Source organism: Acinetobacter sp. ANC 3813, from assembly GCF_002135435.1.
In the GTDB taxonomy this organism is placed as follows: Bacteria; Pseudomonadota; Gammaproteobacteria; order Pseudomonadales; family Moraxellaceae; genus Acinetobacter.
In genome coordinates this window covers 138,369-154,719 of sequence record NZ_NEGK01000002.1, presented here as the reverse complement: position 1 = coordinate 154,719, position 16,351 = coordinate 138,369, and the positions used below count along the sequence as shown (strand labels likewise).

Annotated in this window: 15 protein-coding genes; 13 read left to right on the top strand and 2 right to left on the bottom strand. The window is 43.0% G+C overall.

Going from position 1 to position 16,351, the window contains the following annotated elements; genetic code table 11:
* The first annotated feature begins 238 nt into the window (after positions 1-238).
* The 10 genes from B9T34_RS03535 to B9T34_RS03490 all read left to right on the top strand — a co-directional run bounded on the left by B9T34_RS03535 (position 239) and on the right by B9T34_RS03490 (position 10,103).
* On the top strand, positions 239-3,019 hold the full coding sequence (locus B9T34_RS03535) for a nitrate reductase (protein WP_086211794.1): 2,781 nt from the start codon (positions 239-241) through the stop codon (positions 3,017-3,019).
* Positions 3,016-3,639, top strand: coding sequence for an NTP transferase domain-containing protein (locus B9T34_RS03530; protein WP_228147400.1), 624 nt, complete (start codon positions 3,016-3,018; stop codon positions 3,637-3,639). Before B9T34_RS03535 ends, B9T34_RS03530 begins: the two co-directional genes overlap by 4 nt.
* 240 nt (positions 3,640-3,879) lie before the next feature.
* Positions 3,880-4,932 carry a GTP 3',8-cyclase MoaA gene (gene moaA / locus B9T34_RS03525; protein ID WP_086211792.1) on the top strand — a complete coding sequence of 351 codons (1,053 nt, stop codon included), beginning with the start codon at positions 3,880-3,882 and terminating at the stop codon, positions 4,930-4,932.
* Between the two features lies 1 nt (position 4,933).
* The gene (locus B9T34_RS03520) at positions 4,934-5,185 is read left to right on the top strand and encodes a MoaD/ThiS family protein (RefSeq protein WP_086211791.1); all 252 of its coding nucleotides are present in this window, start codon (positions 4,934-4,936) and stop codon (positions 5,183-5,185) included.
* 1 nt (position 5,186) lies between these two features.
* Positions 5,187-5,759 carry a molybdenum cofactor biosynthesis protein MoaE gene (locus tag B9T34_RS03515; protein ID WP_086211790.1) on the top strand — a complete coding sequence of 191 codons (573 nt, stop codon included), beginning with the start codon at positions 5,187-5,189 and terminating at the stop codon, positions 5,757-5,759.
* A gap of 56 nt (positions 5,760-5,815) precedes the next feature.
* Complete coding sequence (gene moaCB, locus B9T34_RS03510; protein WP_086211789.1) at positions 5,816-6,739, top strand: bifunctional molybdenum cofactor biosynthesis protein MoaC/MoaB; 924 nt, start codon at positions 5,816-5,818, stop codon at positions 6,737-6,739.
* Positions 6,736-8,004, top strand: a complete 1,269-nt coding sequence (locus B9T34_RS03505) for a molybdopterin molybdotransferase MoeA (protein ID WP_086211788.1) — start codon at positions 6,736-6,738, stop codon at positions 8,002-8,004. The genes moaCB and B9T34_RS03505 overlap by 4 nt, the downstream gene beginning before the upstream one ends.
* An 11-nt stretch (positions 8,005-8,015) precedes the next feature.
* Positions 8,016-8,771 carry a molybdate ABC transporter substrate-binding protein gene (modA, locus tag B9T34_RS03500; RefSeq protein ID WP_086211787.1) on the top strand — a complete coding sequence of 252 codons (756 nt, stop codon included), beginning with the start codon at positions 8,016-8,018 and terminating at the stop codon, positions 8,769-8,771.
* Positions 8,772-8,782: 11 nt separating this feature from the next.
* A complete protein-coding gene (gene modB / locus B9T34_RS03495; protein WP_086211786.1) occupies positions 8,783-9,481 on the top strand; it encodes a molybdate ABC transporter permease subunit in 699 nt (232 codons plus the stop codon).
* A complete protein-coding gene (locus tag B9T34_RS03490) occupies positions 9,468-10,103 on the top strand; it encodes an ATP-binding cassette domain-containing protein (protein WP_086211785.1) in 636 nt (211 codons plus the stop codon). The genes modB and B9T34_RS03490 overlap by 14 nt, the downstream gene beginning before the upstream one ends.
* Positions 10,104-10,115: 12 nt before the next feature.
* On the opposite strand, the gene B9T34_RS03485 is transcribed toward B9T34_RS03490, so the two are convergent.
* Positions 10,116-11,033, bottom strand: a complete 918-nt coding sequence (locus tag B9T34_RS03485) for a LysR family transcriptional regulator (RefSeq protein WP_086211784.1) — start codon at positions 11,031-11,033, stop codon at positions 10,116-10,118.
* A gap of 101 nt (positions 11,034-11,134) precedes the next feature.
* Between B9T34_RS03485 and B9T34_RS03480 the strand changes: the two genes are divergently transcribed.
* The 3 genes from B9T34_RS03480 (at position 11,135) to B9T34_RS03470 (ending at position 15,603) form a co-directional block, all read left to right on the top strand.
* Positions 11,135-12,511 (top strand): aspartate aminotransferase family protein, encoded by a 1,377-nt coding sequence (locus B9T34_RS03480; RefSeq protein ID WP_086211783.1) that lies wholly within the window; start codon positions 11,135-11,137, stop codon positions 12,509-12,511.
* A 51-nt stretch (positions 12,512-12,562) separates the two neighbouring features.
* A complete protein-coding gene (locus tag B9T34_RS03475; protein WP_086211782.1) occupies positions 12,563-14,116 on the top strand; it encodes a CoA-acylating methylmalonate-semialdehyde dehydrogenase in 1,554 nt (517 codons plus the stop codon).
* A 98-nt stretch (positions 14,117-14,214) separates the two neighbouring features.
* Complete coding sequence (locus tag B9T34_RS03470; protein WP_086211781.1) at positions 14,215-15,603, top strand: amino acid permease; 1,389 nt, start codon at positions 14,215-14,217, stop codon at positions 15,601-15,603.
* An 87-nt stretch (positions 15,604-15,690) separates the two neighbouring features.
* Here the strand turns inward: B9T34_RS03470 and B9T34_RS03465 are convergent, their stop codons facing one another.
* Entirely contained in the window at positions 15,691-16,329 is a 639-nt protein-coding gene (locus B9T34_RS03465; protein WP_086211780.1) for a TetR/AcrR family transcriptional regulator, read from the bottom strand.
* Positions 16,330-16,351: the final 22 nt, after the last annotated feature.

The following is a 16,351-nucleotide window of genomic DNA, read 5'->3' as shown; positions in this document are numbered from 1 at the left end:
TCTTTATTTTTGAAAGTCCCTTCTCCCAGTGGGATGAGGAGCATGCTCCGCAAGAGGATGAGGGGGATTTTCATATAAATCCTCTCCCACTTGCGGAACTGCGTTCCTCATCCTTAAAAAGGAGAGGGAACTTTCTTGTTGAATTAAGTGTTGATTAAAAATCGACTTATGCAAGAAGTCTATTATTAAAAATTATTGCAATACCTCGTTAGATTTGGAAATAAGGAGCACAGCGGAAATGAATAGTATCCCTGTAATGGAACTGCATAGCTCCACAGAACATCATGTAAAAGTGACGCAAACCACTTGCCCTTATTGCGGCGTAGGTTGCGGTGTAACGGCAAAAGTGACCGAGACTGCTTTGGGGCAAAAAGTGACAGTTGAAGGAGATGTGAATCATCCTTCTAATTACGGAAAGCTTTGTATTAAAGGCAGCAATTTAGCAGACACATTGGGTTTGGAAACACGTGTGCTGCATCCGATGCTGGGACGTAAAGCTAAGCGTCAAATCAGTGATTGGGATACCGCAATAACAACCATTGCTGACAAATTTCAGCAATGCATACAAGATTATGGCCGTGACAGCATCGGGTTTTATGTGTCGGGACAGCTGCTGACCGAAGACTATTATGCTGTGAATAAATTCGTCAAAGGCTATTTGGGCACAGCCAATATTGATACCAATTCACGTCTTTGCATGTCTTCTGCGGTTGCAGCGCATAAGCGTGCATTTGGTGAAGATTTGGTGCCAGCCAGCTATGAAGATTTTGAACATACAGATATGGTCGTGCTGGTTGGGTCTAATACGGCATGGTGCCATCCCGTGCTTTATCAGCGCATCATGAAAGCCAAAGAACAGCGTGACTTATTTGTTGTGGTTATTGACCCGCGTTTTACCAGTACGTGTGAAGCGGCAGATTTGCATCTACCCATTTTACCGGGGCAAGACGTGGCGCTATTTAATGGACTGCTGCAATATCTGTCTAAAAATAACTATGCCGATGAGGCATTTATTGAAAAACGTACTGATGGTTTGGCGCAGGCTTTGGCAAGCAGCGCATCAGAATCGGATCTTGAATCTGTTGCATTGCGAACAGGCATTTCTATCGAAAAATTACAGCTGTTTTTTCAAAAATTTGCGCAAAATGAAAAAGTGATGACGCTATTTTCAATGGGTGTGAATCAGTCTTCACGCGGTGTTGATAAAGCCAACAGTATTATCAATTGTCATTTGCTCACAGGCAAAATAGGAAAATTAGGCGCAGCACCATTTTCAATGACCGGTCAGCCAAATGCCATGGGGGGACGCGAAGTGGGCGGTCTGGCAAATATGCTGGCGAGCCATATGGATTTGGATAATCCATACCATCGCGAGTTGGTACAGCAGTTTTGGCAAAGTCCACGCATTGCCGATACAGCTGGCCTAAAAGCAGTTGATCTATTTCACGCTGTGGAAAGTGGCAAGATTAAAGCCATTTGGATTATGGCAACCAATCCAGTGGTGAGTTTGCCCGATGCTGATCAAGTCAAACGTGCATTAGAAAAATGTGAACTAGTCGTAGTATCTGATATTTGTCTAGATACAGACACCACAGCGTATGCAGATGTTTTGTTGCCAGCATTAGGCTGGGGCGAAAAAGACGGCACAGTAACCAATTCTGAGCGCAGAATTTCACGGCAAAATGCTTTTTTAGATGCGCCCAATGAAACGAAAGCAGACTGGTGGGCCATTGCACAAGTCGCAAAAAAGATGGGTTTTACAGGTTTTGATTATCAAAATAGTCATGAGATTTTTACTGAACATGCTCAGCTTTCAGCTTACCAAAATACATCTTTAGATCAGCGTAGCGAAGTCAGCAGTTTCCGCTTTTTTAATATACAGGGTTTAAGCAATTTATCTGCACAAGAATATGATGAGCTAAAACCTGTTCAATGGCCAATGCTGCAGAAAAAACAACAAGAGGGCGAAGCTGCGAGGCTATTTCAATCAGGTGAATTCAGTCATGCCAATGGCAAAGCAAAATTTATCGCCACCACTGCGATTGATCCAGTCAATCAAACGGACAGTGAATATCCGCTGATATTAAATACAGGCCGTATTCGGGATCAATGGCATACAATGAGCCGCACAGGATTATCTGTAAATTTAGCCACGCACCGTGCAGAGCCTTATTGTGAGCTGCACCCAAATGATGCGCTAAAATATGGTATTAAAGATGGCGAGCTTATTGAAGTACGCTCGAAGTGGGGATTATGTGTGCTGCGTGCGCAAGTCAGTGACAATATCCGCCGCGGTCAAATCTTCGCGCCAATTCATTGGAATGATCAAGTTGCGTCTGATGCGCGTATTGGCAAGGTAGCCAATCCTGTCGTAGATGCCATTTCAGGAGAACCTGAGTTTAAGCATACACCCGTGATGATTCAGCCATTTTATACCCAATGGCAGGGCGTGCTGTATGTACGTCAAGAATTTGAACACCTTATTCAGCCATCCATTCAACAGACGGTGTGGTGGACCAAAGTCATGCAAGCCAAAGCGGTGCGTTATGAGCTGGCCGAGCGCCAAAAATTCAGCACCACTACGCAGCAGTTAAAAAGCCTATTGCCTTTTAATGATGAAAGTTTTGAATGGCTGAATTTGGAAGATCAGTCAGCACAAATATCTCACACTGTCGTACTGAAAAATGGCGTGTTAATTGCAAGCTTATATATTGCGCCAAAGGCTTTATTGCCAGATCGAGATTGGGTGGCAAGCTTATTTAAGCGCGAACGGCTCAGCGCCATGCACCGTAAAGCTTTGCTTGCAGGACAAGCAATGTCGATGAGTAATAGCGATGGCCCATTGGTCTGCAGCTGTTTTAAAGTTGGAAAAAACCGAATTATAGCAACGATTAAAGAAAAAAATATTAGCCATGAAAAGCAAGTCACAGCTTGCCTAAAAGCGGGCGGAAACTGCGGTTCATGCTTACCTGAAATTCGAGGTTTAATTAAAGCGTGTCAAACGGAGTGTACAGAGTGAGAACAAATCGTAAAACTGTAACGTATCCTAAAACTGACTTGGTGATCCTTGCTGGCGGTCAAGCAAGGCGTATGAATGGAATCAATAAACTGCTGCAAAAATTTGATGATGAAATTCAATTATTGAAAATTCATCAGCAATTAAAACCGCGTGTAGATCAAGTCTGGATCAACAGCCATCGGGATCATTCAATTTATCAAAGGCTTATTCCATCAATTCAGTTTTATCAAGATGATGAGTCTGGGTTTCATGGCCCTTTAATGGGGATGAAAAGCGCTTGGTCACATGTGCAATCCGATTATGTACTTTTTGTGCCCTGTGACGTGACTTACATTCCTCAAAAAGTCATTTCGCGGCTGCATCAGGCAATGCAGCGCCATCCACGTTGCGAAGTGGCTGTGGTGGAGATCAATGGCAAAGCGTTGTATCCATTTTGTTTGCTCAAAAGGAGCAGTTTCCCCGTACTGATTGAACAGCTTGAACAAAATAAGCGCAGTTTAAAAGACTGTTTTTCACAAATGCACATGCAAGTGGCAAATTTTAAAAATAACGCACTATTTTTTCACAGTATTAATTCATTTGCTGAACTGCAGCAGCATCAACAATTGCACTATCTTTAGATTTGGTAATGTTTGGCGCTTTTATTATAGCTGTAACTGAGTTTGCACTTTTTATAAGCTAAATTTTGAATTTACAGACCTAAATAGCCCAAAAAATCTAAAAAATAAATGTGAATGCGCAAAGTTGGAACACTTATTGCAATTTTATCTATAAATAATCTGCAAACAAATAGGGCGTGAATTTCGATTAAGACTTTGTCTAACAAAGACGGCGTATTCAACGTGAATGGAACACTAACTATGAACAGCATGGCACATTTAGAGCGAGAAAATCTGTTCCCCGTTTTTCAAGATCAATTTGGACGGGTAAAGCGTAAGCTGCGTATTTCAGTAACAGACCGATGCAATTTTAAATGTGCCTACTGTATGCCTGAGCATCCTGAATGGATGAAAAAGCATGATTTGCTGAGTTTTGAAGCCTTATACAGTTTTTGCAAATTGATGGTTAAACATGGCATTGAGCAAATCCGTATTACCGGCGGCGAACCGCTTATGCGTCAAGGCGTAGTACATTTTATCGCGCAATTACAGGACTTACGTCAATATGGTTTAAAGCGTATTTCTATGACAACCAATGGTCATTATTTAAAGCTGTACGCGACCGATTTGAAAAAATCAGGGCTTGATGATTTAAATATCAGTTTAGACAGTTTAGATCCAGAACAATTTTATACCTTGACCCAAAAGCCGCTGCAGCCTGTCTTAGAGGGTATCCATGCTGCTCAGCAAGCTGGTTTTCAAATAAAAATCAATGCCGTACTGATTAAGGGATGCAATGATAATCAAATTTTACCTTTGACCCGCTGGGCCAGCAAAGTCGGTGCAGAACTGCGCTTTATTGAGTTTATGCCGCTGGATGGTGATCAAAATTGGTCAGCATCTTCCGTCGTGACTGAGCAAGAAATTTTAGACGTATTAAAGACCGCATTTTCTGTGCAAATACAGCAGGGGCAAGGTGCAAATCCCGCACGAAGCTATACAGCAGATGGTATGCCATTCGGTATTATTTCAACCATTAGCAATTCTTTTTGCAGCAGCTGTGACCGTTTGCGTTTGAATGCGCAAGGTGAGTTTTTTAACTGTCTTTTCTCAACTCAAGGTCTTCAATTAAAACCATACATTCAAGCGTATATGAGCAATGACTGTGTTGCCAATTTAGAACTAGAAACTGCATTAAACACTTATATTTGGCATAAAGAACCAGGCTTTCATGCCATTCAAGCAAAACAAAACAGCAGTCTGAATTCGAGCAATAAAACGCGAAAAATCAGCATGTATATGATTGGAGGTTAAGATGCCGCAAATTGAAATCAAAGTTCAAGGTTTTGGTGCTGTAGAGCGGACTTTGCCGCAAGATTTAAGCATATTTTGCGAAGTTAGCAGTCCAATAGCGGATGTACTGGCACAAGTGCAGCAAGATTATCCAGAGGCTGAGCAGGCAATTGAGCGCTGTGCCTGTGCCATAGGCGAAGATATTGTTTTACGCAATAAAAGACTGTTTCAGGATACGCAATTGGTGCTGCTATCTCCAGTCGCAGGAGGCTGAAATGGAGCTCAAGACATTTTCACGTATTCAAAACAATGCTTTTGGACCAGATATTTTTGATGATATTCACAGCTTTCCGGAGTGTGGCGGCATAGGCATTTTTGTGGGTACAATACGCAATCATCATGAAGGGAGAGCAGTAAAGGCGCTTAAATATACCTCATACGCACCCGTCGCTGAAAAAATGATTCGGCAGATTGAACAGGAAATTCAGCACAAACACGGTGTTTCCTATGTACGGGTTGTGCATCGGATTGGCGCTTTAGATATTGGTGATACGGCCATCATTGCCATGGCCTATGCGCCGCACCGCCGCGAAGCATTTGCCGCCTGTGAAGAAGCAGTAGAACGTGTAAAGCATGAAGTGCCTGTCTGGAAAGAAGAATTCTATATGGATGGTTCCAGCCAATATGTTGAGGGCTGCTGCATTCGTAAAGACATTGATGCGCATTCACATGGTCATAGCCACACGCATCATCACGATCAGCAGTGCCGTCATGAACATGCAGCCGACGATCATCTTGTTCAAAAGACAATTCAGCAGAATGCCAATATCTATCAATGGCATCTTTAAATGACACAGCTCAAAATGATTCTTAATCCATCATCAAATTATGCAGGAACAATGGAATGAAAAATGTAGGAATGAAAGCGGAAAGCTACCGTACTGCAATTGCAGATGGCATATTGCATGCACCGCCTCATTGCATTGAATTGCTGCGAAATGGAAATACTGAAAAAGGTGATGCACTAAAGACTGCACGTATTGCTGGGATTTTAGGCGCAAAACGTACTGATGAACTGATTCCATTATGCCATCCACTGCCAATTTACCGCGCAGATGTGGAATATCAATTATTTGATGCACACGTTGTCATTACAGCAGTAGTTGAAACCATTGGCCCGACTGGGGTGGAGATGGAAGCGCTCACAGCAGTGAGCCTAGCTGGATTGACGTTGTACGATATGCTTAAACCGCACTGTGAACCGGAAGATTTGTGTCTGGATCAAGTAAAATTGCAAAAGAAAAAAGGTGGAAAATCACATTTTACCCGCGTATTAAAAGAGCCTTTGGTGGCATCTGTTATTGTACTGTCAGACACAGTCGCGGCAGGCAAAAAGCCTGATACGGCGGGGCAAAATGTGCTGGAGATTTTACAGGAAGCCAATTTTAGCAATATTAATTACCAAGTCATTCCAGACAGTCCTGAGCAGCTTTTGGCCTTGATTGAGCAGCAAAAAAATCAATATCCGTTAATTTTAACCGTAGGCGGCACAGGCCTTGGCCCGAAAGATTTAACTGTAGAAACCATTCAGCCTTTATTAAAACGTGAAATTCCTGGCTTGATGGAGGCCTCTCGCAGTTTTGGTCAAAAACGCACCCCATATGCCGCGCTCAGCCGCGGTGTTGCAGGCTATATTGACACCAGTTTAGTAATGACTTTACCAGGCAGCCGCCAAGGCGCGAAAGAATCTTTAATCGCTGTGCTGCCAGCTTTGGTGCATTTATTTGATGTGAAGAAAAATATTCCGCATGCGGGAGGCTATCAATGAATCAAGTCTTAGATGCTAAACATATAAATAGTCAACATGGCGGCTGTGGTGCAGAAAAAGGCTTGATTACTGTAGATCAGGCTTTAGCGCTGATTGTTGAAAAGACTCGTCCCTTAGCCGTTGAAACTTTAGCTTTGAGCTTAGCGCTCAATCGCTACCTTTCAGAAGATATTTATTCAGCCATCAATTTGCCGTTATTTTCTCAAAGTGCTGTAGATGGTTATGCACTGTGCACTCAGACCAACCTTTCAGCACAATGCCGTTTTGAATTGGTCGGGGAAATTCGCGCAGGTCAAAACACAGAGACTGAATTATCTGAAGGACAGGCTTTACGGATTTTTACCGGTGCAAAAATTCCAGCCGGCACTACAATTGTTGCGCGTCAGGAAATCGTAAAGCTTGAAGATACATACATTTGCGTCACTGAAGACTTAGCTCTGCATGCCGATATTCGTGACATCGGTGAAGAACTTGCGGTTGGGCAATTGTTGGCATCGGCAGGTCAAAAGCTGAATGTTGGCGCAATGGCATCGCTTAGCATGGCGGGTATTAAACATATCAAAGTGCAGCAGTTCCCTAAAATAGCCGTGGTCATTACAGGGGATGAAGTTGCGGATACGGTTGAAGATCTAAACTCAGGAAAAATTTTTGATGCCAATGCGCCCATGATCGAGGCTTGGTTTCAATCACAAAATCAAACCGTAGAAATTGTGCATGTTGCAGATACTGCAGAAGATGTTTCTAAATGTTTTGAAAGCCTTAAGAAAAACTATGATTTGATCATCAGCACAGGCGGAGTTTCGGTTGGCGATTATGACTTTGTTCGTCCTGTAGCTTTGCAGCATGGCTTTGAACAGATTTTTTGGAAGGTCAAGCAAAAGCCTGGAAAACCGATGCTGTTTGCGCAATATCCGCGTGACGATCAAAGCAATTGTGCTTTATTGGGCCTTCCGGGCAATCCTGCTGCGGTGTATATCGGCCTGCAAATTTATGTAAAAGCGCTGCTGCAAGCATTACAAAGCCAGATACAGCCTGAGCAATGGGCAAATGGCATCTTGCAGCACGATTTAAAAGCAGATGCTCGTGAACGCTTTTTAAGAATGCATGCAGTATTTGAACAAGGCATTTTAAAACTAAACAGTTTAGCCAAACAGCAATCGCATATGCTCAGTAATCTAATGCACGCCAATTGTATTGTGAGAGTGCCTGCTGCTGAGAACATACAAGCGGGTGATATTCTGCAAGTTTTATTCATTCAGCACTAGGAGGACACCCAATGCACTTTTCTTTAAAATTTTTGCTTGCTGCTGGTTTGTGTTCTCCTATATTGCATGCTGAAACGGTAAAAATTTATGCCGCAGCTAGTTTAACCAATGCCATCACTGACATTGCCAAGCAATACAAAAAGCAAAATCCAAGTACTGAGATTGTCCCAGTATTTGGTGCATCTAGTGCTTTGGCTAAACAAGTAGAAGCGGGTGCACCCAGCGATATTTATTTTTCTGCAGATCAGGATTGGATGAATTATTTGGTGCAAAAGCAGAAAATTCAAAGCAATCAAGTGAAAACTTTACTGCACAATGAGCTGGTTTTAATTACGTCTAGTGCCAGCAAGCAGCAGTTTAAAATGCTGCCGCAGTTTAATTTTGCGCAATCCTTTCAAGGGCATTTATGCACGGGCCAAATGGAATCTGTACCAGCAGGAAAATACGCCAAGCAAAGCCTGATTAAGTTAAATTGGCTCAATAGCCTGAATGGTCGAATTGTCGGAACGGATGATGTGCGATCAGCGCTGGCGTTTGTGGAGCGTGGTGAATGTCAGGTCGGTATCGTGTATAAAACGGATGCGTTGATTAGCAAAAAAGTTAAAATTTCTGGCACATTCCCCAGCAATAGCCACAGCCCGATTAGCTATCCAATTGCGCTGACCATTCAAGGGGAAAAAAATCCTTCTGCGGTAAAATTTAATCTATATTTAAAACAAAGCCCGCAGGCTAAAAAAGTCTTTAGCCAATATGGTTTTGGTTTATAGGATTACATACAGTGCTCAGCCCTGAAGAATGGAGCGCCTTGTATCTATCAGCCAAAGTCGCTGTTTGCGCGACGCTGTTTTGCCTGCCTTTTGCCATTGCTTTGGCATGGCTGCTGGCGCGTTATGAATTTAAAGGAAAGTTCGTCGCAGAGGCCTTGCTGCAAATGCCAATGGTGCTGCCGCCAGTCGTATTGGGCTATCTATTGTTGATTTTATTTGGCGCCAATGGCTGGATTGGGCAGATGTTGAATCAGTTTGGCATTCAACTGGCTTTTAATTGGAAAGGGGCCGTTTTGGCTTCCATGATTGTGGCATTTCCTTTGATGGTTCAGCCCATTCGCTTATCTTTTCAAATGATTAACCGCCAGCTAGAACAAGTCGCAGGTTCTTTGGGGGCAAGTCCGCAGCGGGTGTTTTACAGCATCAGCTTGCCATTAGCATTACCTGGCATACTCATTGGCAGTATTTTATGTTTTAGCCGTAGCCTAGGTGAATTTGGCGCTACGATTACCTTTGTTGGCAACATCCCAGATGAAACCCGCACCATACCTATAGCGATTTATTCACTGATCCAGCAGCCAGATGGGGAACATGCAGCCATGCGGCTGGTGATACTTTCACTCATTCTCGCTTTTGGCGCATTGATTGCCAATTCATATATTTTGCAGAAATATCAGCGCAAATTGGGAGGCAAAGATGCTGCAATGTAATTTCCAATTTCAATACGATGATTTTCATTTAAGCGCTGAACTGCAAATGCAAGAACAGCTGCTGGGTATTATGGGCGCATCTGGCAGCGGAAAATCGACTTTGCTGAAGAATATTGCTGGGCTGCTGCAACCTGAATACGGCTCGATTGTCCTCAATCAACACAGTTTATTTGATGCGGCTCAGAACATAAATATACCGATGCATCAGCGGCGTATTGCCCTGATTTTTCAAAAAGCATGGCTGTTTCCACATATGAATATTGAGCAAAATTTGCGCTATGCAGAAAAGCTCTGTGATAGAAAAAGTCAGAAGTTTAAATTTCAGCAGATTGCTGATCTGCTGGAATTAAAGCCCTTATTGCAGCGCAAAGCGCATCAGCTGTCAGGTGGTGAAGCGCAGCGGGTGTCCATTGGCCGTGCATTATTGTCTTCGCCGGATTTGCTGCTTTTAGATGAACCTCTGACAGGATTGGACCGCAGGCTGAAAGATCAAATCTTACCGTTTTTAAAGACTGTTAAAGAGCAGACGGCTTTGCCCATGATTTATGTCACACATCATGCAGATGAGCTGGCGTATTTAGAGGGCAACGTCTTGCACATTGAAAATGGAAAAATCATTTAAATTAACTTAATCTTAAGCATCACTCACTCGCTGATCCAGCATGTGAATAAAGGCCTTTAAGATACTGTTTGTGTTTTTGCCTTTGCGGGTAATTAGGCAAATAGGCGTGCTGTATTGCAAATTTTCTTGAAAAATAGAGCGCATAATGCCTTCACTCACCCATTTTTTTGCATAGTGGTCGGGCAGGAAACCAAGATACTTTCCTGTCAAAATTAAGAACGCAATGCCTTCGCGGTCGCTGGCTGTGGCAGTACAATTCAGCAGCTGATGCAATTTTACCGCTTTTGAAGTCATGGCATAATTGGGCTGTACGGCATTCCACTTTTTTAAATCTTTTAAATGAATATCACTGAGCTGTTCAAACAGGGGATGGTTCTGACCGCAATATAAAAAAGAATTTTCATTATAAAGATGATAATAGTCTAAGCCAGACAAAGGCGTAACCTGCGGAATAGCACCCGCATGCAAGCGGTTATCCAGCACACGGCATTCAATATCTGACAATGTACTCATACTGATATTAATCACCACTTCTGCATTTTCTTCAGCCAGTTGTCCCAAAGTGTTAGTGATATAACCGCTGGGCATGGTCACTAAGTTATTAATAATGCCAATATTGAACTCACCTTTTAAATGATTATGCATTTGATTTATTTTAGATTTGAAATCTTCAATCGATGCGGTGAGCACTTCAATATATTCTAAGACTTCGCGTCCCTCATTAGTCAATGCGAACCCAGCACGCCCGCGCTGGCACAGCCGAATTCCGAGCCGATTTTCTAAATCACTCATGTGCAGGCTAATGGCAGAACGGCTAATACCTAAAATACTTTCTGCAGAACTAAAGCTGTGACAGTCACATACTGTCTTAAATATTTTTAAAAGTTTTATATCAAAATCAGTGACTTGATTTAATTTACTAGGTTTCATTAGATTTGATTTTTTAAAACTAAAATAAAGTTAATTTGAATTTATCAAAACTATACTGCTCTGTACACTCGAATTATAAGCTCAAAACAAGAAGGCTAATTATGTTTGATACAGACACTATAAATGATGCTGAATATGCATCAGAAACAGAATCATCAAATGCAGATTTAAATCTGAATTATCAAGCGCATTGGATGCCATTTTCTTCAAACCGCAACTTTCAGAAAGATCCGCGCATCATCGTTGGGGCCAAAGGCTCATACTTAATTGACAGTGCAGGGCGTGAAATATATGACTCACTTTCTGGCTTATGGACGTGTGGTGCAGGTCATACCTTGTCAGAAATTCAGCAAGCTGTGAGTCAGCAATTGTCAAAATTGGACTATGCGCCTGCCTTCCAGTTTGGGCACCCGCTTTCATTTCAGCTGGCTGAAAAAATTGTGCAGCATATGCCTGAAAAGCTACAGCACGTATTTTTTACAGATTCTGGTTCGGAGTCTGCAGATACGGCAATTAAGATGGCGCGCGCTTACTGGCGGTTAAAAGGCAAACCCAGCAAGACCAAATTAATTGGCCGTGCCCGCGGCTATCACGGCGTAAACGTTGCGGGAACCAGCTTAGGCGGTATTGGCGGCAACCGTAAAATGTTTGGTCAATTGATGGATGTTGATCATCTGCCGCATACTTTGCAGCCCAGTCTTCGCTTTACACAAGGTATTGCAGAAACAGGCGGTGTAGAGCTGGCCAATGAAATGCTGAAACTGATTGAACTGCATGATGCATCCAATATTGCGGCCGTCATTGTCGAGCCGGTATCAGGTTCGGCAGGCTGTATTGTTCCGCCAGCAGGCTATTTAAAGCGCTTACGTGAAATTTGCGACCAGCATGATATTTTGCTGATTTTTGATGAAGTCATTACAGGCTTTGGCCGCATGGGGAAATGGACGGCCGCTGAATATTTTGATGTAACTCCTGATATTTTGAACTTTGCCAAACAAATTACCAATGGCGCAATTCCGCTTGGTGGCGTTGTTGCCAGCAGTGAAATTTATCAAGCCTTTATGCATCAAGATTTACCTGAGCATGCTGTTGAGTTCACCCATGGCTATACCTATTCTGCGCATCCTGTGGCATGCGCTGCGGCCTTAGCAACCTTAGATGTATTGGAAAACAATCAGCTGATTGAGCAGTCTGCAGCACTGGCGCCGAGCTTTGAAAAATTGCTGCATGGCCTTAAAGGCGCACCGCATATTTTAGATATCCGCAATTGCGGGCTTATTGGCGCAATTCAGCTGGACCCAAGAGATAGTGATGCCTCTATACGCGGTTTTGAGGCAGGCATGAAGCTCTGGAAAGCTGGATTTTACACACGGTTTGGCGGCGATACCTTGCAGTTTGGCCCAATGTTCAACAGCACTGAAGCCGATTTAGAGCGTTTGATGAATGCTGTGGGCGATGCGCTCTACCAAGTGCAATAAAGCGTAATTTTAATTCAAATTGATTTGATGACATCTTAAAAGGATAGACACATGAATAATTTAGAAAATTTCAGTCAAGGCGAAAATGCGAAATCGGCTGAACCGTCAATGCCTGTTTTAGGCCATTTTATTCAAGGCAATTTAGTGCTACAAGGCACACGGACACAGCCTGTATATAATCCTGCTACAGGGGAGCAGTCCAAAGCGGTTTTACTTGCAGATGCGCAAACTGTAAATGATGCAATCCAAATTGCGCATGATGCTTTTCCTGCTTGGCGAGATACGCCAGTGATTAAGCGGGCACGGGTTATGTTTAAGTTTAAACAGCTGTTGGAAGATCATGCAGATCATATTTGCAGTTTGATTGGGCAGGAACACGGAAAAATTGGACATGATGCCAAAGGTGAACTGCAGCGCGGCATAGAAAATGTTGAGTATGCCTGCGGTGCGCCTGAATTTTTAAAAGGCGAATATTCTAAAAATGCGGGACCGGATATTGATTCTTGGAGTGAGTTCCAGCCGCTGGGCGTAGTCGCAGGCATTACGCCATTCAACTTTCCAGCCATGGTACCGCTTTGGATGTTCCCGATGGCGATTGTTTGCGGCAACTGCTTTATTTTAAAACCATCAGAAAAAGCGCCATCAGCAGCTTTATATTTGGCAGAACTTTTAAAACAGGCAGGTTTGCCTGACGGCGTATTTAACGTCGTCAATGGCGATAAACAAGCGGTAGATGCCTTGCTTCATCATCCTAAAATTCAGGCCGTCAGCTTTGTCGGCTCTACGCCCATTGCAGAATATATCTACAGTACAGCAACATCTAAAGGCAAACGCTGTCAGGCACTAGGCGGTGCAAAAAATCACGCCATTATTTTACCTGATGCCGATATTGATAATGTAGTTACATCCTTGCTGGGCGCAGCTTTTGGCTCATCTGGCGAGCGCTGCATGGCGCTTTCGGTTGCAATCGCTATTGGCGATGACATTGCAGATACCGTGATTGAAAAGCTTAAAATTGAAATGCAGAAGCTGAAATTTGGCCATTATGCAGATAACAGCAACGATTTTGGCCCGTTGATCAGTCAAGCGCACAAAGACAAAGTGCAGGGATATATTCAAAGCGCTGAACAGCAAGGCGCAAAAATTGTGGTCGATGGACGAGATGCAAAACCTCTCGGTTATGAAACAGGATTTTTTGTTGGTCCAACATTGATTGATCAAGTAAAGCCAGACATGACCAGCTATCAGCAGGAAATTTTTGGACCTGTATTGCAAGTGCTTCGTGTAGAAACAATGCAAGAAGCCATGCAGCTGATTAATGACCATGAATATGGCAATGGCACCTGCATTTATACCCGCGATGGCGAGGCGGCGCGCTATTTTACCCATAATATTCAAGTTGGAATGGTGGGGGTAAATGTACCGCTTCCTGTTCCAGTGGCGTATCATAGCTTTGGCGGATGGAAACGCTCGCTGTTTGGTGATCTATATGCTTATGGCCCAGACGGCGCGCGTTTTTACACACGCCGCAAAACAATTACGCAGCGCTGGCCGTCTGCGGAAGTCCGTGAAGCAAAACAATTTGCTATGCCTACATTAAATTGATGTGCTCAAAGGGAAAACACGACGTTTTCCCTTTTTATTTTGGTGGTGTTGGAGATGTTTATTTTTTAGATTTAGAGTCATAAAAAGGAATGAATGAGATGAATATTGAGAAAACAGCAAAATTAGGTGAAGGACTTTCAAATCGGCATATCACCATGATCAGTATTGGCGGTGTGATTGGCGCAGGTCTATTTGTAGGGTCATCGGCAGCGATTGCAAAAGCGGGACCAGCCGCTGTATTGGCTTATATAATTACCAGTGTCATTGTTTTTTTAGTGATGCGCATGCTCGGGGAAATGGCGGTTGCACAGCCAGATACGGGCTCATTTTCAACTTATGCGCGTAAAGCGATTGGTCCATGGGCTGGATTTACCATTGGCTGGCTGTATTGGTGGTTTTGGGTGCTAGTGATACCGATTGAAGCAATTGCGGGCGCAGAAATTTTACATGCATGGTTCCCAGACGTTTCCAGTGCAGTTTTTGCTGTTGCCTTTATTATCTTATTAAGCTTTGCCAATTTTTTCAGTACCAAAAGTTTTGGTGAATTTGAGTTTTGGTTTTCTTTAATCAAAGTCCTCGCAATTGTGGCTTTTATCGGTATTGGCGCAATGGCGGTCTTTGGCTTATGGCCTTTGGCTAAAGATGTCAGCGGTGTCGGCAATTTATTTTCTAATGGCGGCTTTATGCCAAATGGCATGGGCGGGGTGCTCTCGGCCATCTTAATTTCTGCATTTTCATTTTTTGGTATTGAAATTTTATCCATCGCCGCCGCTGAATCTAAAAATCCTGAAGAAAAAATTAAACGCGCAACCAATTTAGTTTTATACCGCATCATCTTGTTCTTTGTAGTTTCTATTTTTCTTGCAGTTGCGCTGGTCGATTGGCGTTCTCCAGATTTACAAAAATTAGGCACATTCCAATATGTTTTGGCGAGTTTAAATATCCCGCAAACAAAATTGATTGTTGATTGTGTGGTGTTTATTGCCGTTGCCAGCTGTATGAATGCGGCGGTTTATACATCATCCCGCATGCTATTTTCGTTGGGTTCACGCCAAGAAGCGCCAAAATCTGTGACTAAAATCAACCGTTCCGGCGTTCCAGCAATTGCCGTTTTTGCATCTACTGTGATTGGTTTGATTTGCTGTGCTGTTAACTATATGTTTCCAGGGCAAGTCTTTGGCTTTTTATTATCGACAACTGGCGCAATTGCGCTGCTGGTGTACCTTGTGATTGCATTTTCACAGTTGCGCTTGCGCTCAAAACTTGAAAAAGAAGGCGCTGCCGTACCCTTTAAAATGTGGCTATTTCCTTGGCTGACTTGGTTTGTCATCATCGTAATTATGAGTGTATTGGGCTATATGTTCCTATCGCCAGCTTATAGTTATGAAACCACGCTTTCTTTAGGGGTGACTTTAGCAGTAGTCGCTTGCAGCCTAGTGGTTACACGCAAGCGCAGTACTAAAAGCAGAAGAATGGCTATCAATTAATATCCATCTTAATTAAAAAAACCTGCAGCCATCTTAGCGATTTGACTGCAGGTTTTTTGATATTTACCGCGTAAAATAAAGTAGGTGTTAGAGTTGCGTTTGTTCTGCAATGGCTTTTAAACCAGCAAGAGAAAAAGTCTTTAAATGCATGGCTAAAGCATGTGCATTCATTGTCGATACATCATGCAAAGGGCTGGCAGCATTTGAACCCGCCAAAATCAGCATAAAACACGGCGCTAATACACTTAGTACGCAAGGTAAAAGCTGCGGATGATCTATAGGTAAACCCGAAGCTTCACTGATAATTTTTCTGACCAAAACAAATTTGCGTGTTCCATCCTGTTCAATAAATTGGTTTAAATGTGCAGAAGAGCTGAGCAGTTCACGCATCAGCACTTGGCTATAACAGGTATTTCCTGACAATAATTTAGACACCAGCGCTTCAAAAAATATACCCAGCTTATCTTCAGCACTGAGGCTGGATTCAGCCAGCTGCATCAGTTCCTGTTCATCCACATATTGACGATGAGCTTCTACTAAAACTGCATGATATAAACCGTCACGGCCTTTAAAATGATAGTTAATTGAAGCGAGATCAACTTCGGCAGCTTGAGCTATGGCCTTATTGCTGGTTTTGGCAAAACCATGCTGTGCAATGAGCTCTGAGGCGCTTTGCAAAATTTTCTGTTTGGTGACATCACCGTCACTGCGTCCTAAACGATGCATATTTTCATCAAACTAAACGATA